This is a genomic window from Arenimonas caeni (assembly GCF_003024235.1).
Lineage (GTDB): Bacteria > Pseudomonadota > Gammaproteobacteria > Xanthomonadales > Xanthomonadaceae > Arenimonas > Arenimonas caeni.
The window spans coordinates 353,757-373,097 of sequence record NZ_KZ679084.1; the positions used below are offsets into that span (position 1 = coordinate 353,757).

Sequence of the window (19,341 nt, forward strand, 5' to 3'; positions counted from 1 at the left end):
CGCCTACCACCGCTTGTACACGCTGATCCGGCAGGCTTTGCCGGACCACCTTCTGCCGAGCGACCTGATCGCACCGCACGAGCTGGCGCGCGGGTTGCAGATGCTTTTCTCCGGCCTTGCAGGCCTGTACCCGCAGAATTCCCTGTGGCGCAATCTAGCCACCGAGGCCAGCGAGATCGAACAGGCAACCCGCGCCGAGGCCTTTGACCATGGCTCTCGTCACGACAGCCAGGCCAACAACCCGATCACCGGGCACATGGTCGAACTGCCCGTGTACGCGAGTCTGGTTCACTGGGGACCCCTCAATCAGCGTCAGGTGCGCAGCCGCCTTTCGGCGCTGGCGCTGGCGCCCATCGTTGTACCCCGCCTGACGGCAACCGACCTGCCCAACGATCCGAAGATCGGGCGCGATGCCGCTGCGGAACGCCTCCCGAACGCCTGCAATCTCGTGCTCACCGAGCTGAGGAAAACGGATAACTCGACCTTGCTCGAACGAATCGCACACGATTTCAACGAGCACCTGACGTGGGGCGAGGACGGCTTGCAGCTGTTCTGCCAGCCGGCGCTGCCCGTGCCCGCGGGGCCCGCGCGCTGGGTGGATGTCTATAAGGCGGTCAACCGCCTGATCGAGACGAGGCCTCGCCTCCGCCTCCAGCCGACGCGAATCACGGGCGAGCCCGACCCGCTCGAGGCGGTCAGGACGCACTACTTCCCTGAGGGTCCCATCTCGCCGGACGAAGCGGGATTGGCTCCCGAAGACCGGGGCACGCACCGCTATGTCGAGGCGATCGAAGGCCCCGCGTCCGTGGATGACTGCCCGTCCGCCCTGCGGCTCAACAGTGGCTACGGCTTGCTCTGCGCCATGCCGCCTTGGCATCTCACCGCGCTGCCGCCGAGCGATGCGCACGCACTCTCCCAGAGCATCCTCGCGAGCTTGGGCAAGGACGAGGAGGTGGGCGGAATCGTGCTGGGCGCGCTGTCCATCCTGACGGCGGTGCCGACCGAGATGCTCATGGACGCCTCCATAGAGCCGAGCCTCGAGGCGATGCTCGCTGGGACGCTGCCGCCCACGCCCACCCTCGCGTGGGACTGCGAGCGCTTGTTGGCGTTCTTGCCCTCCAAGAGGCCGGAACGGGCACATCGCCGACAGCCCGAGGATCGGTGCCTTGAGGATCACCAGACCGGCGTGGTGGTCGGCATCCCGGACTCGCTCGCCCGATTGGTGCGGGCACGGTTACCGGGCTCGGTCGGCACCTTGCGCGCCGCCTTCCCGAAGGCCGACCAGGCGTGGCCCGGCACGCTTTCTGAGATCAAGGCGAAGCTGCGCCTCGCCCTCACGCCCACGCGCGTGCGCCAGTGCGTGAGCATGGAGATCCTGCGCCAGACCCAGTCGACCTGGATGGCGTCGACCGCACAGCCCGACTCGGGAATGGTTCATATCGTGCTGGCCCACTATGCGGCGCTGCCGGCTGAGCGTTTGTACGACGTCCACCGGGCAGCCTGCGCAGCGTTGTTCGGCGATGAGCTCACGCCGCCGGAGTTGGAGGATCGGCAGCGTTCGCTGTTATCGCGGTGGATCGGATCGGAGCTGATCCCGGACCTGGATGAGTGGCATGGCCTGATCGAAGACGCGTTTACACGCGTGCAGACGCAGATTGCGCGCCCCGCCGACACCTTGGACGCGGCGGTGGCATGCGCCAACAACGTCAATCGACTCGTCCATCACTGCCTGCGGGTGGGAACAGCCGCCCGCCCCCATGACGGGCTGTTCAACCTACGGCAGGATCTGGACGTCGACCTGCGCCTGGCGCAACTGGCGGAGAAGCAGTCCAACTTGCGCGACACCACCAGGCTTTGCCCTCTGGATCCCGTGTTGTGCGACCTGGAGGCGGCGCGGCGGCGCATGGTGCGGTGGATCGCCGACCGCCTGTCAGACGTGGACCCAACGCTGGCCGGCGGGCTGCTCTCCACGCTCGGGGGCCACGAGGCGTATCCGTCGGCGCCCGTGCTGTTCGTGCTCAAGAAGCAGCGCGGCGAGTGGCGGGCCCTGCCGATCAACGGCGAGGAGGAGTGCGCGCTCTGGCCGCAGTCCTTTCCGTGGGCGCGCAACGCCAACCGCGGGGCGCTCGTGCAGTTCCTCTTGGGCCGCGGAATGCGGGAGGATGCGATCCGGGCGCTCTTGGGGCACTCCGACTTCGCCGGCACCGTAGCGGACCCGAACTGTCCGCAGGCGCCTGCGGCGCTGCTGGACGAACTGCGGCCACACCTGTCCGCCTTCCTGACGCGCCTCGGCGTCCGGCCCTTGGCGTGGCCGCAGGACAAGGGGGCCGATCCGAACAAGACCATCGCCCTCGTGACGTCGCCCACGCCCCTATTTGGCGACTTTGACGCCGAGCGCGTCCACCAGCGGACCCAGAGCCGGTTGCTGGTGCTACGGATGCAGGCGGTCTTCCACGAGGTGGCGCTCTCGCGCTTGCCGGCCGAGCTGATCTTGCCGCGAATCAGGGACCTGCTGACGCAGGCGCTGGCCGACGATCCCCGGCAGCGGGAACGGGCGCTGGAGCGGGTGGATCGGAAGCTCTCCAGCCTCAGCCTGTCCCAGTTGAAGCAGCGCTTTCGCTCGAGGGCGTCGGTGCGCAGGCACCTGATGCCCCGCATCGAGCACCCCACGCCCTACGCCCGCGAGGAGATCCGCGCCATCCGCCTCGGTGGCCGCCTGCGTGAGCAGGTGCTGGCCCGCCTTGAGGCGCAGTGGCCCGCGGCGCTGGACGAGGGGGTGGCGAGCGCGCAGGCGCTGGTGCTCCTGGCGGCTATGGCGGCAGGGGCGCTCGTGCCCAAGGATAGCCTGATGCGCTTTCAGAAAGCGCTGCCCGACCTTTACGTCGATGGTGACCAGGTCTGGATTGAATACACGGAGAATCACCAAACGTGGCGTTGGGTGGCCGACAAGCTCACCGCCACCTTGCTGGTCGGTTACCACGCCCGGTTTGGGCATCGCCCCGCAGTCCCAGAGGAGCAGATCCTCAGGGCGGCGGACGCGTGGCTCGTGCGTCTGGCTGGCGGGTGCGGACTGCCCGACGGCACGCCGCGCTCGCGGCTGCGCTGGCTGCGCACGCACCTGTTGGCGTGGTTTCGCCATCACGTGCCCGGGACGCTGCTGTCCCATGCGGACGCGAGCCGTCCGAGCGCCGCGTTGCCGCGCAGCGCGCTCGCGCGCCTGAAGGGGCACTACGTGAAGACGCCGCCGCGCCGGATGCGGCGGAGCACGCCCCGCATCAAGGCGCTGAACGTGCCCAAAAAGCAGCAAATCGACGCCGCGCTCGAGCAACTGGGCCGGGAGGCGGGAATCGCGGGCACGTCGCTCGGGGACACGGAGATGGCGTCGCTGCGCAAGGAGCTGGCCACGCTGTGCACGCCGAAGTCGGGGACCGCCAGGAACGCGCTGACCGTGGCAGCGGAGGCCTTCCTTCGCTTCGTCTACAGCCTGCGCACCGAGGGCGGACGGCTGAAGCCGGTCCTCGCGGAATCGACCATTGGCGCGTATCTCTCGCCCATCCGGCGCCTGCTCGAGCTCCTTCCTGAGGACACCCTGCTCGACGTCGACCCGGCTGAGCGCGAGGCGATCTATCGCAAGGTGTACGTTTCGGCTGGCCAATCCGAGCGCTCGCGGCGCCTCCTGGCCCTGCAGATGTTCCACGAGATGCTCGAGGACCTCTGGGGCGCGGAGCCGATCGACTGGTCCGCCGTTACGGCCGATGCGGCGCGGGGCGCCTCCCGGATCGATGCGAACGTCGTGTGGCCGCATGAGCGGGAAAGGGCCGTCGCCTTGCTCCGGCACGGCCCGCTGCAGACCCAGGTGGAGAGGGAGGCGGCAGAGTTGCTGCTGCATCTGATGGCCGCCCTGGGGGCTCGCTTTGGCGAGGCGTTCCACCTGCGGCTGCGGGACATCGGGCACGAAGAGCGCTTCGCCCTGATCCGCCCCAACCGCGAAAACAAGAAGCTCAAGAGTGACGCCGCCACGCGGCGCGTCCTGCTGGCCGAGCGCTTGACGCCCCGCGGACGCGAACTGCTGCGTCGGACCGTGGCGCGGGTGCGACTGCGCGATCCTCACGCGGCGGATCTTCCGCTGTTTGGCGAGCCGCGCTCGCCGCGCCACCTGATGGATCGGGCCAGGGTGCATGCCCTGCTCACTCAGGCCCTGCGTCTGGCGACCGGCGATGCCAACGTGCGGCCGCACCACCTGCGGCACACCTACGCGAACGAGACCTACGCGCACTGGGTGGCCCCGACCACGGCGCGCGACCGGCAGGCACGCGAGGCACGGCGCGACCTGTTCGGCACCGACGTGCCCAGTCGGCGGGCCGTCGCCCATTGGGCCGTGACGCTCGGCCACGCCGACATGGAAACCGGGCACCTGGTTTACCTGCACCAGCAGGAATGGCGCGTCGCGCAGGCCGCGACTTCGCTGCTGCCGCGCCTGGAACCGGCCCAGGCCACGGCCTTGTGGGGTCGGTCCACGCGTGCGCCCGGCACGCGGCACGCGCTGGTTCGCGCGCTCGCGGCGGGCAAGAGGTCGCTGGCGCCGTGGCGCGGCCTGACGCTGGCGCAGCCCCCGCGCGAGATGCCGCCCGACGAGACCGTCGACGCGGCCCCGCACTGGCCGGACACGGACGAGTTGCACCGCATCCTGACCCATCCCGCCAAGGAGCGGACGTCGGCCGTGGAACTCGGCGCCCTGTTCGGTGTGGCGCCCGCGATGATGGCGACTCTGCTGGCGGGCGAGCGGGACGTCTACGAGGAGAGCCTGTACTTCCGCGGCCAGTTGCCTGCCGGCCTCGGCGACGGGAGGCCGTCGCAGTTTCGTGCCTGCCAGCTGACCCGGACGTTGCCCCCCGGCTTCCTGACCCTGCCGGGTCGCGAGCGGATCAACGCGCTGCCCGATACGCCGGAGCACCGGGCCCAGGCGCGCGCGGTCATCGCCCTGTGGCGCGACCGGGATCGCCGGGCGGACCGGCTGCAGCCGGAGAAAGTGCTGCTGGACGCGCTGCAGTGGTACCTGGCGATGGGCTGTAAGCCCAAGGATCTGGTGGTGCGGGTGCCGGACAAGGCCTGGAGGGCGTGGTGCCGGCGGCATCCCCTGTTCAAGGACGTCCGGGTCACGACGCTCAGCCCGACCAAGCCGTCCGACTGCCCGCCGCGCTTGCGCATCCGAGCCACCCACGCTTTCAAGCCGATCAACAGCGGCGCGGTCGCCTACCAGGCCCAGCTCTGGCTCGTGCGGGCGCTGGCCTCCGACCGCCATGGCCGGCCCGACACGCCCGCCCACCACTCCTGAGGAGACATCGGATGCCCCTCGTTATTTCCATCCCCGCGATTTCGCCGGCCGAGTTCAGGCTGATGCGAGTTCAGGCTCATGCGACGCCCGCGATCGAGAGTTTCGTGACGGCCATCTTCCGGAACGCTCGCGCCTCGGCAACCAGCAAGCCTTATCCGAACACCAAGACGTGGATGAATGCGCTGCAGATGGCCAAGAACCGAAGGCTGCTTACCTACGAGATCAACGTAGCACCACACGAAGCGCTGGTGGAGCGTGCGATTGAGACGACTTACCGGGAGTACACTGCCGATGCGATCAACGCCCGGCCGTACCAGGCCCGGCGTCGCTCTCCGAACTACATGGCGAACAAGGCGATCAGGGAACTCGGATACCCGGTGGTGCTCGAACTTGCCGGGGAAAGGTGGACGTTCAACGTGCCGGAGCAGCCCTCTATTGCCGGACCGGGGTACTCTTACGAGGGCGTTATCTGCGCGCGGGACCTGGAGTGGTACGGGCCTGAAAGGACGGTTCGCGGCGCGACGTGTTACCAAGCGCCAGCGCCGCCAGCGGCCATCGAAGGTCTGGAATCCCTGACGCCCCACCTGCCTCGGTTTGACCACCTGAGGGCGGGCGCCAAGCTTCGGCTTACTTTCCGCCAGGAGGACCGATACTTCAGCGCACAGCGAAAACACACCGACCGCAACAAGATGATGGCCTTGGTCGGCCGCTTCCACTGCAGCGAGGACGGCATCTGGACCGATGATCGGTTGGTGCAGGTGTATGTGGTGCCCCTCCCCCTCCAGCCGCAGTTGTTCTGAGTCTCAGACCTTGTAGTACTCCCGGTACCACGCCACGAACTTCGCCACGCCCTCTTCCACCGGCACCACCGGCCGGTAGCCGACGTTGGCGATGAGGTCGGAGACATCGGCCTCGGTGTCGGGCACGTCGCCGGCCTGCAGGGGCAGCATTTCCATGATGGCCTTCTTGCCCAGGCATTGCTCGAGCACCTGAATGTAGCGCAGCAACTCCACCGGCTGCTCGTTGCCGATGTTGTAGAGCCGGTAGGGCGCCACGCCGCTGGTGGCCGGGTCGGGCGAGAGGCCGTTCCAGGCCGGGTCCTTGCCCGGCACGGTGTCGAGCGCACGCACCACGCCCTGCACGATGTCGTCCACGTAGGTGAAGCTGCGCTTGTGGTGGCCGTGGTTGAAGACCTTGATAGGCTCGCCGGCCAGGATGGCCTTGGTGAACAGGAACAGCGCCATGTCGGGCCGGCCCCAGGGGCCGTACACCGTAAAGAAGCGCAGTCCCGTGCACGGAATGCCGTAAAGGTGGGCATAGCTGTGCGCCATCTGCTCGTTGGCCTTCTTGGTGGCCGCGTACAGGGTGAGCGGATGCTCGGTGGGCGAATGCTCCGAGAACGGCATCTTCAGATTGGCGCCGTATACCGAGCTGGTGGAGGCATAGACCAGGTGCTCGACGCCATGGTGGCGGCAGCCCTCGAGCACGTGCAGGAAACCGGTGACGTTGCTCGACACGTACACATGCGGGTTCTGGGCCGCGTAACGCACGCCGGCCTGGGCGGCCAGGTGCACTACCCGCTTCGGCTTGTACTTGGCGAAGACCTCCTCGACCGCCGTCCGATCGGCCAGGTCGGCCGTGACGTGGGTGTAGCCCGGCAGCGCCTGCAGGCGCGCCAGGCGGGCGTGCTTGAGCGTGGGGTCGTAGTAGTCATTGAGGTTGTCGAAGCCAATGACTTCCTCCCCCCGGTCCAGCAGGACGTGGGCGACGTGGGAGCCGATGAAGCCGGCGGTGCCGGTCACTAGCATTCTCATTCCTAACTCACTCCAATGTCGATTCTCATCACCACCAACACCCTAGGCCCCGGGTGAGGTACCGAATAATAGGAATTCTACTACCCCAACCTACTTGCTCTTACTACTTATTCCGGGCGAATAGTTATCCATCCTGATTCCGCCTCGGAAGCACTCCGTACCCGTTCGCCGGGCAGATAGCGCGAACCAAGCTGTGCCGAGGCACTCTCAATCCACTTGGAGTCACTAATGAACACGAGAGCCCTTCTAGCTATTGCCTTACTGACAACCTCAACGCCAACCACACCGGAAAGCCTCAATGCCCGATCATCGACAGAGAACCGTCGGGAAGCTGGCGCGCGGAGCGAACTCCTTAATTGGTGCGCTGAAGCAAGCCAAAACCAACAAATAAAGTGCGCAAACCACTGCAAGCAAAAGGGTCTTGAAGTTACCGAGTTCAGCGCCTTTTGCGGGCTCGCAACATCGTGCGAATGCGGATGAGCCAATCAGCTAAACTGAAACTGATGCGACTCTGGATTGTGCTCGAACCATACGAAGTTTTGTTTGGGCACCTCGAAAAACCTCCCCATCCCTCTCGGCGGGCGGCACAATGCTGACCGTCGCCTGATGCCTCGACGAGCCGCATGAGCAAGCGTAGCGCCCTTCGCCCCGATCTGTTCGCCGGCCAGCGCCGGGAGTCCAAGCTGGACCGCCTTGGCGATCCGCTCATCGCGCTGAACAAGCACATCGACTTCGCCGCGCTCGCAGCGGAGGTGGACCGCATCGCGCCGCGGCCGGAGAGCGCGCAGGGCGGCCGGCCGCCGTATCCGACCGAGACCATGGTCCGCATCCTGGTGGTCAAGCGCCTGCACAACCTGTCGGACGAGCAGGTCGAGTTCCAGATCAACGACCGGCTGAGCTTCCAGCGTTTCTGCGGCCTGCAGCAGTCGGCGACGATCCCGGACCGGACCACGGTCTGGACCTTCGAGAACCGCATCGGTGCCGATGCCGCCAGGGCCGTGTTCGAGGCGGTGCAGGTGCAACTGCAGCGGCGCGGCTACCTTGCGCGCTGCGGCCAGATCATCGATGCCACCCTGGTGCCGGCGCCGCGTCAGCACATCGACAAGGAAGACAAGGCGGCGCTGGAGAAGGGCGAAGAACCCGACTGGACGCCGGCCCAGAAGCGCCAGCGCGACACCGACGCAAGCTGGACCAAGAAGCACGGCAAGAGCCACTTCGGCTACAAGCTGTCGGCCAGCGTGGACGCCAAGCACAAGCTGATCCGCAAGATCGAGACCGGCACGGCGAGCGAGCACGACAGCCAGCATTTCGACGCGGTGATCGACGCCGGCAACACCGGCAGCGCGGTCTACGCCGACCGCGGCTACCCGAGCCAGGAGCGCGAAGCGGCGCTGAAGGCGCGCGGCCTCAAGCCGATGATCCAGCGCAAGGCGCAGCGCAACCGCGAACTCCCGGAACGGCAGAAGCAGCGCAACCGCCGCATCGCCACCGTGCGCGCCCGGGTCGAGCACGTGTTCGGCGCGATCGCGCAGATGGGCGGCAAGCTGCTGCGCACCATCGGCCAGGCGCGGGCTGATTTTGCGATGACGATGATGGCGGTCTGCTACAACCTCAAGCGCCTGACGCACCTGGAATCCGTCCGCAGCACGGGTAAATGAGGCAAAAGGCCGGAAATCCGGCGAATCGCGGGCGAAATCGCGCCCGATGGGCACTACGAGCGGCTGGCCGTCACCAGAGGATCAGCCTGACGCCGTCAGCAGGGCGCTCTGCTGAGGGCTTTGGGCGCGAGAGCGGGGGTTTTTAGAGGTGCCCGTTTATTGTTCTGCTAACTCACAGGAGAACCGAATCCCCTTACAAATCGGCCTGTGAAAATTTAACTACTTGTCGCCACATAAAAACCCAATGGAGTTGACCCGGTTTAGTGGATTACCACAACGACTAAGTAGCCTCCTGGCGAGCAGGCGGGATCCGTAGTCGTTCAAGTGCCCTTGATCTTTATAGAGTGGAACTCCATCCAGTTCCGTCTCACAGAGATTCTCGCTGCACATCAGAACTTCTGGCTCGACCCAGACCACATCAGTAAACTCACGCCTCATCGACTCAATAATGCGACCTGCTGCAGCGGCGCGCTCTTCGTGGTGCCTCCTGTCTAAGGTGCAGTCAAGTTCGGTGTCAAACCGCTCCGACCTTAGCGAACAGTCACTCAATCCGGCAGTTAGAAGCGGAATGGTCGTAATTATGACGACCTTCTCCGCAGACGCCTTAGCCTCTAAGATTGCATTCCGTAAACCAGACGCCAGTGCCTTCTCGCCTGTCAAGTCTCCCGCACGGATGATCTCGCCATCCGCAAATCCGGTGTAATTGCCGGCCAACACAACCACCCGGTAATGGTTAGAAGCCAGAAGTGACGACACGTACCTGTTTCGCGGAACGAAGGCTTCGTGGTGCTCCTCGGCGCCGTTGCGCATATGCCACCGGTCGACGCCCGGAAGAAAGGGCGTGTTGCTGCGGGTCATGTCGTAACCCCGCAGATTCGCGTCCTTGCCGAGCTCGTCCAGGAATCCGGTGAAGTGGTTCGCGTGAGAGTCGCCTACCAGTAGAAAATCCACTGGCCCGCCTGCGCGACCCAGAATGCACTTGTCGGGAGGCAAAGGACTGGTGGGTGGACCCTCGTTGCAGCGACCCCGAAGCCGGTTGGGATGCGCCAGCAGGGCTTCGCTTTTCTTGTTCAGGGATTCCGGAAACCTCGCCGGCAGGCCGTTGGCTGCCACCAGCATCCACGCCGCCAGACACACGGCGAACACGGGCAGACCAGCACCGAGGACCACGACGCGACGAGGGGACCGATTCCGGAACGCACGAGCTGGAAGTTCGACAAACTTCCACGTCAGCCAGGACAGGACGAACGTCGAAACCAAGACCGCCAATCCCACATCCCGCGTCACTTCAATCTGATTCAGCCCGAGGAATACCAGGATGGGCCAGTGCCACAGATAGGCCGGGTAGGAAATCAGCCCCATCTGGGTAGCCGGCCGGGTGCTGAGAAGGCGGCCGACCCAGGTGCCTTCGCCACAGCGGATCAACAAGGCGGTCCCAAGCACCGGTACCAAAGCCGCCAGTCCAGGAAAGGGAGTCTCGCGGTTGAAGGTGAATCCAGCGTACAGGACGAGCATTGCGCCTGCGCCGGCGAGTACGTTAGACACTGCGGCCCGCGCGGCAACAGCTGGCAAATAGGCGAGCAACGAACCAACCATCAGCTCGTAGAAGCGCGTCGGGAGCAGGTAGTAGGCGGCGGCCGGATACTTCTGCACACCCCATTCGGACACGGCGACGCCGCCTATTACCAGCGCAACGAGCAAGTACGGCATAACTCGCCGCTTCAGCAGTCGAGTGACGACCAGCAGGAAGAAGGGCCAAAACAGGTAGTACTGCTCCTCCACCGCCAGCGACCACAAGTGCAGGAGAGGCACCGTATCCGCACTGACGCCAAAGTATCCCCCCACCTCGCGCCACATGAAGAAGTTGGCCAAAAAGACGCTTGAGGCGGCCGCACTCCTGGAATACTCGGCGAGCTCCGCCGGGAGCATCCAGACCAGGGCGGCCACCGTTGTCGCCACCAGTACCAAGAAATAGGCGGGGGCCAGGCGAATGACCCGCCGCTTGTAGAACCCGCCAATCGTGAAGGTGCATTGCTCGATCTCCGCCTTGACGACGGAAGTGATCAGATAACCGGAAATAACGAAGAAGACATCCACGCCTACATAACCGCCGCCCATGCCGGCCCAGTCACCTAAGTGATGCAGGATCACCAAGAGGACGGCGACGGCGCGAAGTCCGTCGATGTGTGGTTGGTACCTCAGCATCGGCACATTCCGCATATCACGCCAGACTCCGATAGGTCTCGAGCGTGTTTGACAAGACGATCCGCTCATCGAATCGATCCACTGCATCACGTCGCGCGGCAGCGGCAAGCCGAATCCGCATCTGGACATCCCGGCACAGTTGCCTGATCGCGTCCGCAAGACACTCCGAATCCCTAGCGGGCACAAGCAGTCCCGTCACCCCGTGCGTAACGACCTCCCGGCAACCAGGCACTTCTGTGGTGACCAGCGCACAGCCACAAGCTCCCGCTTCAATCAGGCCTTTTGGAAGCCCCTCGCGGTAGCTTGGCAGCGCTACGATATCCACCGTGCGGAATAGCGCCGGCATGTCCGCGACATGGCCCAGCCACTCCAGCACACCCTCTTCAGCCCACTGCCTGACCATGAGCTCCGGCACCGACGCTGGATTGCCGGGATCCGGCTCCCCCGCTAATAGAAAGTGAATTTCATGGCCTTCAGCTCTGAGTTGCCGGGCCGCGGCCACGTACTCGGAAAGCCCCTTATCCCAAAGTAAGCGCGCTGGAAGCAACACCCGCAGCGGCCCGTTTGGCGAGCGCGACGGCCCAGGACTGAAGCGATCACAGTCCACGCCTGAGCCGAGTATGAGGCGGATCCGAGCTGGATCGGCCAACCGGTTTGTCGTGAAGAACGCGACGTCATCCGGATTCTGGAGAATTAGGCGTGCTCGGGCCCCGTCGAGTGCCCATCGCATCAAAATGCGCACCAGCGGGCGCAACAGGCGAGCTTTCAAATCCTCACTTGCGAAAACGTAGCCCATCCCGGTGACTGAATTTACCCTCCCAGGCACGCCAGCCAAACGCGCGGCAAGCGATCCGTAGATGGCGCACTTGAGAGTAAAGCCATGTATGACATCTGGTCGCTCCCTGCGAAGCAGGCGAGCCAACGAGAGCACAAAACCGGCTTCGCGCAGCGGATTGAGACTACGCCGCTTTAGAGCAACAGGCAGCCAGCGCAGACCCATAGCCTCAAATTGCACTCCATAGGGACCGTCAGGAGAAATGAGCAAAACGTCATGTCCCAACTCACGAAGGTGCAAGGCCAAAGAAAGACGGAAGTTGTACAGATACCAATCGGTGTTCGCGAAAAGAACAATCCTCATGCTTGCCCTCATAGACTTCAGTAAAGACATCACTGGCACTCAATCAGTGCGCCGGTGCTTGACGAAGTCGTCCGCCCTCCACTACCAGCAATAAGAAAATAGACTGTAGTTAGCTACCAAATCCCAGAAAACCGACCACTACATGCAACACAGCACAAAGATCGCTGCATAGTGGGCCGCCTCAAAAGCCGGCTCCGAAGCATGCCTCCTTAAGGCCGGCGGACGCCGGGGACCCTCAGGCATCAAATTTGCTAGCAACGCTTTACTGCAACGCCGCCGCTTTCGCTCGCCTAACCTCAGAAAGCCTCCTACCAAGCTGAATTAGAGGCTGCTCGAAGAACCTCCACGACAGCATGGCAGGTAAGTATGTAAGCAGAACCACAAGCACTGTCAGCATTTCGACTGACCAATCAGATGCTTGGGGGAAAAGGATCTTAACTGCGGCAATTACGAAGCCATGGAAGAGGTACACGAAATACGAGACTAGCCCTAGTCGACCAAAGAGATTCACAGGAAGCGCACGGTCACCACACCTCAGTCGGCTTACTGACACAACTAACCAAGCTGCAAGAACTCCAATTGCGCTGTAGCCAAACATCGCCACAAAGGCGTTGCTTCGCGACCAACCAGACAGAATGCCGAGCCCAACCAGGATGGAGACCATTAGAACGGTCACTTGCCGCCAGTTCGTACGGGCTGGACTTGACAAGAAAACAGCTGCAAGCCCCCCGAGCGCAATAGCATCCAGTCGACCAGGGGCAAAATAGTAGATCGTTTCCGGTTCAAACCCCAACATGACAAAAATAACCCGAACCAAAAATGCGAAGAACACTATGCAAATCAGAGCTAGGCGGAAAGCGCGGGCACCGAACAACGCGGCAAAACCGAAGACTATGTATGCCGTTTCCTCAACCGAAACGGACCACGTTATTGTGTAGGGAACGCCGTTCTCGCCGAGAAATGGGATCGCCCAAGCAGTAAGAAACAACACATTGATCCAAATACGATCAATAATCTCCTTGTCATGACCCAGGAAAACCGAACCAAGAAAAAAAAGAGAAAGCGCAGCCAAATAGAGCGGCACAATTCGAAATATGCGCTTAATAAAGAACCCTTTAATGTCAGCCCCGTCGGTCGTCTTGAGCAAGATGCCAGTTATTAGGAAGCCACTTATTGCGAAGAAAAGGTCCACCCCACCCCAACCAATGGAAATGAGAAAGCGCGTTAGCACGCTGGACTCAGCACTCGGAAAACTCAATCCTACGTGATGAACAACCACTAGCAAGATTGCAAACCCCCGCAAGGCGTCCAGACCAACATCGCGCGGATTGCCGTGCTTAGAAACCTGATTAAACATGTCTATTGAGAACACTCACTTAGGCAGTTCCAGTTGATGAGCATCTAGCATCAGGACATTCTGGTAGGGGTGGTACGTGTTTGCGGTATTCGCAAAGGCAAGCCAGACAATCAAGACCATCGCCAAGAGAACCACGAGAATCGTTCTAACTAACGCTCGCGCTTCTGCGTGCCTGAAAAGGCTTGGCAGAGATGAAACGAAGATTAGTGATATAGGAAAAAGATATAGCGAGAACCGACCAGCCGCGACGCTGAAGAATGGCACTAGAAGGGCAAGTCCAATCGCGACAAAAGAAAGCTGTCTGATAAGCGGCCAGTTTGGGACAACGCTTCGCCACTTACGGCGGTAAAGCAAAATTAGCAGCGCCGGGACTAGGTTGAGCAGAAGATGGAATAGCGCCCCTGGCGAATAGACGCCCTCCGGCTGTTCGCTAATGTAGGTCTGCGTGTACCTCAGAAAGGCGGCCTCCGAGCGCACTAGTAGCCATAGAGCGCAAGAACCAACAAGAAGGAACAACAAACCCTTCTTCCACCGCGATATCTTTAGGTCTACGACCGAAAGTACAAGAAGTACCGCCGCACTTGCGTGAAATAGGGCCGCCAGCGCAATGCCCGCCGACCTCTTCAGTACACTCCACCTATCCCAAACAGACATGACATACAACACGATGCCGATCGCTATACCTTGACGGTTAGCGCTCATAACAGCAACGACGACGAGAAATGGCAACGATGCCGCGAGAGCAAGCCACGGAGCTTGGAGTTTTCTACAGTACGCAAACAGCCCGGAGAAGAAAATGACGGCTCCAATTACGTTTACACCATAGACACCAAAGCCCGCCCTTGACGATAGCCAGGTCAACAGAGAGAACAACAACTCTTGTTCTTTAATCGCATCCGCTAGCGGCAGGCCGTAAATCCGCTGAGTGATGAGCAGATAGCCCTCCCAGTCACCTCCGACTTGATGCCTGAGACCAACAAAAAGGATGCAGAAGAACCATACGGCGACCCATAGTCCACGGTGGACTCGCTTGGTAAAGAGCAAAGCGGGGAGCCCGGCTAGCGCAAAGAACGCGAGATAGGGCCAGATGCTCATCTATCCAGAGCACTTTCAAGCCATGCTTGAAACATGAGGACAGACCACAAACGATGACCAAAGGACCCATCGCGACGCAAATGAGCGCGCCACGCATCCCTGATAGGCCCAGGTTCCAAGTAGCCTTCGCGGCGCAGTCTACTCTCATCAAGCATCTGCTCTGCCCAGTCGCGAAGTGGGCCGCGCAACCAGTCATCGATCGGGATTCCAAACCCCTGCTTAGGTCGCTCTACCAAAGTGCGGGGAACATACTTTCCCAGTACCTGTCTCAGAAGCCACTTGCCTTTTCCGTCGCGAATCCTCAAACGCTCTGGGAGCGTCCAACCGAACTCGACAACATCGCGATCTAGAAATGGCGCCCTAGTCTCGAGGGAAACCGACATCGCAGCGCGATCTACTTTGGTAAGTACGTCTCCAGGCAAATACGTCATGGCATCTAGCGCCATCATTCTATAGATCGGGCTGCTCAGACGAGGCCAATTCTCTCGGCAATCCAGCACGCTCTTTGGACCAATAGGACGCCCGACTATCAAGCCGTCAATCTCATGCCATTCTTTTACAAGCGAGATGTACATATCATCAATACTGCGGATAAACCGCATCCTTTGTCCGAGCTTATGAGCCTTGTCGCCGGGGAGCGAAACGCCAACCACCCGGGCCGGAACTGAAAGAACATTGTTCAGCGTAGATGCTGGAACTGCAGTCAAGGCGCGCCCGACGATGCGGCGAAACTGAGCTGGAAGGAAGGACAGCCGTCTCCACAACTTGGGACCAAGGATATAGCGATTGTACCCACCAAAAACTTCGTCTCCTGCGTCGCCAGTGAGCGCAACCTTGACGTGCTGGCGGGCAAGACGCATCACGAGTTGGGTCGGAAGTTGAGATGAGTCCGCGAACGGCTCGTCATAGACATCGGGAAGCGTGGGTACCAGAGCAATCGCATCTGCTCCGGAGAGGTAGAGTTCAGTGTGTTCAGTGCCCAAATGTGCGGCAATTCGATGGGCATGGCAGGCTTCATCAAACGCCTTCTCGTGGAATCCGATAGTGAAGGTACGAACCGCCCGACCGCTTCGTGCCTGCATGAGCGCCGTCACCAAAGTGGAGTCAATCCCACCGGAGAGAAGTGCGCCGAGGGGCACATCGGCAACCATCTGGTCTTCGATTGCTTTGCCTAGGATCTTCTCAAGATCTTCGATCGCCTCCTGATCCGATCCTTCATATGGGGAAGAGACACCGGCTTCTGCGACGCGTTTCAGCGACCACCAAGCGACTGGCTGAAGCTCTTGCTCGCCTTGACGAAGCCTTAAGTAGGTGCCAGGAGGCAGCTTAGATACCCCCTCCCAGATTGAAAAAGGCTCTGGTACGTAGCTGTATTGCAGGTAAAGGCTGAGCGCCCCCCTGTCGATGGTCGCATTGAAACTTGGATGCGCTCTAAGTGCTTTGAGCTCAGATCCAAATAGGAAAGTTTTCCCTTGCCATCCGTAATAAAGTGGTTTCTCGCCGAACCGATCGCGCGCAAGCCACAGCTCCTTAAGCACCCTGTCCCAGATTGCGACCGCAAACATTCCCTTGCTGCATTCAAGCGCTCGCTGAACACCCCACATTTCAACTGCTGCGAGGAGGCTCTCTGTGTCTGAGTGCCCTCTCCATTGGGGCGCCGCCCCCTCCTCCTCTAGGGCGCGCCTGAGATCAATATGGTTATAGATCTCGCCGTTGTAGACGATCACGTAGCGCCCACTAGCAGAGCACATTGGCTGGTGCCCAGCGGGACTGAGATCCAAAATTGCTAGCCTGCGGTGCCCTAAGGCAAGTCCGGCCGCTTCGTCCACCCAGATCCCTTCTGCATCAGGTCCGCGGTGAGCAATACGGTCCGTCATAAGGCGAGCAGATTCGACCAATCTACTGCTACTTCCAGAATCAGTCCAAAAGCCAGCGATTCCGCACATTCAGGCAATCCGCCTTCTACTTTTGAGCCAGATCGCAGCCTTTGAAAAGGTGACGCCCAAAATGGCAATAACTCCAAAGTACCCAGTTAGGAGATGAAAGCCCAATGCGTCGGGAAAGGTAGCGAGCGCAACGGCACCGGCCATTGGCCAAAGGAAGAATACGAGCCTGAAAGTTGCTCGCTTCCTTCCAGGCATCAGCAGCATTCCTTTGCTATCCAGATAGCCTATCTGCCGATACGCTGAATAGGACATAGAGCAAGCCAGCCCGACGCCGAGCACAAGATGGGCCGGCAGAACGAATACCATGGGGGCCATGAAGCGAAACCAAGACAGCCATAGGAATGTGCCTGCCTTGATCTCGCGATCTGCGATTATGTTATGAAGAGCAAACACAAATGCTAGAGCACCAAAGAATGTCCACCAGGCCAAGCTCAAATGGGTACCTAATAGCACCGTGGTTACCGCAAATAAGCTCAATCGCGTAGCTATCCAAGTCCAAAACCACGCAGCGTGCGCGCCCTGGGGGCCACGGAGCCTCCCGCCAACCTCCCGACGCGCGATTTTTAGATCATTAATGATGTAGCCAATCTCATATAGGCTGATGAACGCTAGGTAGCAGAGGATCCCCCGGTACAGCGCGGGACCCCAATCGCCGCCCGAAAGCGCAAGAATCAGAAAGACAGCAGCACCCCACTCGAAGAGCAAATGAAAGGCGACGCTGGCACTCCTAAGGCGAGTACCCCAGAACCAGTAAAACGGAAGCGAGTAAAGGATCTTATTGTTCATATCGATATGTACTCTGCCTCAAGTTCTCGCCAACGCTTCCGATGCCTTTCCGAGTGCAGGACAACATAGGCGCGTTCTGCACCAGCAAGCAGCGACCTGTCAGAGAGGTTATCGCTCACCGCCAGATACGGGCAGATGCGCCACCCGAGACCAAGCTTCTCATCAAGCGCATCAATCTTTCTTCCAGCCAGATCGTGCTTCAAACGCCCAAGGCAACGACCCCCAGCCGCTTCAAGCTCGCTGGCAACATACGAGGCACTCAACCTTGTCGCGAGGGCGGCAACAATTGGCTCCAAGCTTGCAGACGCTAGAATAATTCGACCGCCAGCAGGCAGTCCTTCCAGTATCTCTTGAACCTCAGAAATGCGCCTATTCTCTAATAACCAGTCCGCATACTCGGCTGCACTTCGATTCAAATCATTCATCTCTTCCCTGTATAGGAGCGCAAGAAGAACGTGCTTCAGGACGTGACTCTTGGTGACGCGCTCGACAGCAGAGAAGGCATACCGGACAGGACTAAATCGATGAGCAGCCATCGCCAAGATCCAGCGCCGTTTAAGGCCTAGCCGCCGGAAGTGCCAGCGCATAAGCCCGATAGTGGTGTCGTCCAGAACCAACGTTCCGCAGACATCAAAGATTCTAGTCGCGGACATATCTAGTGAACCGACCGGTAGACATCGCGATAGAGTTCAGCCGCCACACTCAAGTCCAATGACTTATTCGCTCGCACTCTAAGATCGACCCCACCAATCGCGCGGATATTGTCTAAGCGCTCAATGGCGCACCTAACATCATCGCTGTCCGAAGGATCCAGTACCACGCCTGCCTCTAGTGCCTCGGTTTGCGCATCCACATCACCTACACCGCGATTGCAGATCGAAGGAACGCCGCATGCATATGCCTCTGCAAGCTTCGTGGGTGAACTGGCGATCTTGGAATAGGTCGGCCTAATGAAACTCAACATGACGTCTGAACATCCAATGAGGGCTGGCACCTCTTCACGGGATGCAGAAACTACACGCACGCGCGAAGCAAACGCTTCACCCCCAAGCGCCCTAAGCCGCTCCCAGTGAGACTCCTCCCAATCTTTGGTAATCACCAGCAGGTTAACGTCGGCTCGACTTGCGGCTGCATCAACAAAGAAGCTGAGCATCTCGTCTAGCATGTACCAAGTCCCAAGGGAGCCCAAGTAGGAGAGCAGGAAAGCATCGGGCGAAAGACCCAGCCGCTTCCGCGCAACCGCCCTTTCTCCTGGGGTCAAGATCGCGAAGTGCCCGAAGTCAGCACAGCAAGGGATAACCGTAACTTTTCCAGTCATCTTTGGCGCAAGCCGCCGAAGTTCTGGCACCACCTGATTCGTGAGAGCAACCACATGATCTGACGTGGTGAGCAGTGAGACCTCTATGCTCTTGTAAATTCTGTAGGCCATACGATCTACCCAGCGCCGCTGGAGCCACAAACCGCCGTCAACTCTCTCATCGACCCATAAGCCGCGCATATCGAAAATCATTTTCGCTCCGAAGAGGCGCTTCAGAAGCCATCCCACCTGGCCCGCCTGATAGCTCCGGCAGTGAATTACAGAGTACCCATGCCGCCACTGAAGCGTCACTGCGATCAAGTACATCCGAATCAGGTCAATAATCTTCGACAACTTGCCGCCTCTCGTAAATTCGAGCGGCGTCCAGCGTATGCCCGTTGACTCAAGACGCCGCCCTATCTCAGCTCCTTGACTATCAAATCTGTCGAGCTTCTCAAAGCTAAGAACTCGGAGAGGCGACGAATGCCTGACGATTGATTCAAGATAGGGAATTATCTGACTGGAACCCAGGGGGTCCGTCAAACCGTCATACGAGATAAAGAGAACGGCCTCTCTATTGGAGATTCGCACACAACCCTCGAAAGGCGAAATTCATGTCCAACAATCGCTTCTCAGAAACACCCAACCACGCGAACGCGTCGACATAGAGCCTATCGGTTCGACAGGATCTTCCTTGGGCTTGAGTGATC

12 protein-coding genes are annotated in these 19,341 nt (G+C 60.8%); 3 read left to right on the forward strand and 9 right to left on the reverse strand.

Annotation, left to right across the window (positions count from 1 at the left end; translation table 11 throughout):
• Positions 1 to 13 precede the first annotated feature (13 nt).
• A complete protein-coding gene (locus C6N40_RS01740; protein WP_162782020.1) occupies positions 14 to 5,335 on the forward strand; it encodes a site-specific integrase in 5,322 nt (1,773 codons plus the stop codon).
• Between the two features lie 11 nt (positions 5,336 to 5,346).
• Positions 5,347 to 6,135: a hypothetical protein gene (locus C6N40_RS01745; RefSeq protein ID WP_106989277.1), complete on the forward strand. Its 789-nt coding sequence runs from the start codon at positions 5,347 to 5,349 to the stop codon at positions 6,133 to 6,135.
• Positions 6,136 to 6,138: 3 nt separating this feature from the next.
• Here the strand turns inward: C6N40_RS01745 and C6N40_RS01750 are convergent, their stop codons facing one another.
• Positions 6,139 to 7,149 (reverse strand): NAD-dependent epimerase, encoded by a 1,011-nt coding sequence (locus tag C6N40_RS01750; RefSeq protein ID WP_106989278.1) that lies wholly within the window; start codon positions 7,147 to 7,149, stop codon positions 6,139 to 6,141.
• A 623-nt stretch (positions 7,150 to 7,772) separates the two neighbouring features.
• On the opposite strand from C6N40_RS01750, the gene C6N40_RS01755 reads away from it, so the two are divergent.
• Positions 7,773 to 8,807, forward strand: coding sequence for an IS5 family transposase (locus C6N40_RS01755; RefSeq protein ID WP_106989279.1), 1,035 nt, complete (start codon positions 7,773 to 7,775; stop codon positions 8,805 to 8,807).
• Between the two features lie 219 nt (positions 8,808 to 9,026).
• Here C6N40_RS01755 and C6N40_RS01760 read toward each other — a convergent pair whose 3' ends face one another.
• From C6N40_RS01760 to C6N40_RS01790, 8 genes are all read right to left on the reverse strand, one after another.
• Positions 9,027 to 11,012: an acyltransferase family protein gene (locus C6N40_RS01760; RefSeq protein ID WP_162782021.1), complete on the reverse strand. Its 1,986-nt coding sequence runs from the start codon at positions 11,010 to 11,012 to the stop codon at positions 9,027 to 9,029.
• Between the two features lie 16 nt (positions 11,013 to 11,028).
• Complete coding sequence (locus C6N40_RS01765; protein ID WP_106989467.1) at positions 11,029 to 12,150, reverse strand: glycosyltransferase family 4 protein; 1,122 nt, start codon at positions 12,148 to 12,150, stop codon at positions 11,029 to 11,031.
• Between the two features lie 262 nt (positions 12,151 to 12,412).
• Positions 12,413 to 13,507 carry an acyltransferase family protein gene (locus tag C6N40_RS01770; protein WP_162782022.1) on the reverse strand — a complete coding sequence of 365 codons (1,095 nt, stop codon included), beginning with the start codon at positions 13,505 to 13,507 and terminating at the stop codon, positions 12,413 to 12,415.
• Positions 13,508 to 13,522: 15 nt separating this feature from the next.
• Positions 13,523 to 14,602, reverse strand: coding sequence for an EpsG family protein (locus C6N40_RS01775; protein WP_106989282.1), 1,080 nt, complete (start codon positions 14,600 to 14,602; stop codon positions 13,523 to 13,525).
• On the reverse strand, positions 14,599 to 16,548 hold the full coding sequence (asnB, locus tag C6N40_RS01780; RefSeq protein ID WP_106989283.1) for an asparagine synthase (glutamine-hydrolyzing): 1,950 nt from the start codon (positions 16,546 to 16,548) through the stop codon (positions 14,599 to 14,601). The genes C6N40_RS01775 and asnB overlap by 4 nt, the downstream gene beginning before the upstream one ends.
• Positions 16,549 to 17,334, reverse strand: a complete 786-nt coding sequence (locus C6N40_RS13925) for a hypothetical protein (protein ID WP_162782023.1) — start codon at positions 17,332 to 17,334, stop codon at positions 16,549 to 16,551.
• Positions 17,331 to 17,987, reverse strand: a complete 657-nt coding sequence (locus tag C6N40_RS01785; protein ID WP_106989284.1) for a haloacid dehalogenase-like hydrolase — start codon at positions 17,985 to 17,987, stop codon at positions 17,331 to 17,333. The genes C6N40_RS13925 and C6N40_RS01785 overlap by 4 nt, the downstream gene beginning before the upstream one ends.
• A 2-nt stretch (positions 17,988 to 17,989) precedes the next feature.
• Positions 17,990 to 19,222 carry a glycosyltransferase gene (locus tag C6N40_RS01790; RefSeq protein WP_106989285.1) on the reverse strand — a complete coding sequence of 411 codons (1,233 nt, stop codon included), beginning with the start codon at positions 19,220 to 19,222 and terminating at the stop codon, positions 17,990 to 17,992.
• Positions 19,223 to 19,341: the final 119 nt, after the last annotated feature.

What these genes read in the sequence shown, in the direction of transcription:
- C6N40_RS01745 (WP_106989277.1), top strand. Translation starts at nt 5,347, where the DNA reads ATGCCCCTCGTTATTTCCATCCCCGCGATTTCGCCGGCCGAGTTCAGG.
- C6N40_RS01750 (WP_106989278.1), bottom strand. Translation starts at nt 7,149, where the DNA reads ATGAGAATGCTAGTGACCGGCACCGCCGGCTTCATCGGCTCCCACGTC.
- C6N40_RS01755 (WP_106989279.1), top strand. Translation starts at nt 7,773, where the DNA reads ATGAGCAAGCGTAGCGCCCTTCGCCCCGATCTGTTCGCCGGCCAGCGC.
- C6N40_RS01760 (WP_162782021.1), bottom strand. Translation starts at nt 11,012, where the DNA reads ATGCTGAGGTACCAACCACACATCGACGGACTTCGCGCCGTCGCCGTC.
- C6N40_RS01765 (WP_106989467.1), bottom strand. Translation starts at nt 12,150, where the DNA reads ATGAGGATTGTTCTTTTCGCGAACACCGATTGGTATCTGTACAACTTC.
- C6N40_RS01770 (WP_162782022.1), bottom strand. Translation starts at nt 13,507, where the DNA reads ATGTTTAATCAGGTTTCTAAGCACGGCAATCCGCGCGATGTTGGTCTG.
- C6N40_RS01775 (WP_106989282.1), bottom strand. Translation starts at nt 14,602, where the DNA reads ATGAGCATCTGGCCCTATCTCGCGTTCTTTGCGCTAGCCGGGCTCCCC.
- asnB (WP_106989283.1), bottom strand. Translation starts at nt 16,548, where the DNA reads ATGTGCGGAATCGCTGGCTTTTGGACTGATTCTGGAAGTAGCAGTAGA.
- C6N40_RS13925 (WP_162782023.1), bottom strand. Translation starts at nt 17,334, where the DNA reads ATGAACAATAAGATCCTTTACTCGCTTCCGTTTTACTGGTTCTGGGGT.
- C6N40_RS01785 (WP_106989284.1), bottom strand. Translation starts at nt 17,987, where the DNA reads ATGTCCGCGACTAGAATCTTTGATGTCTGCGGAACGTTGGTTCTGGAC.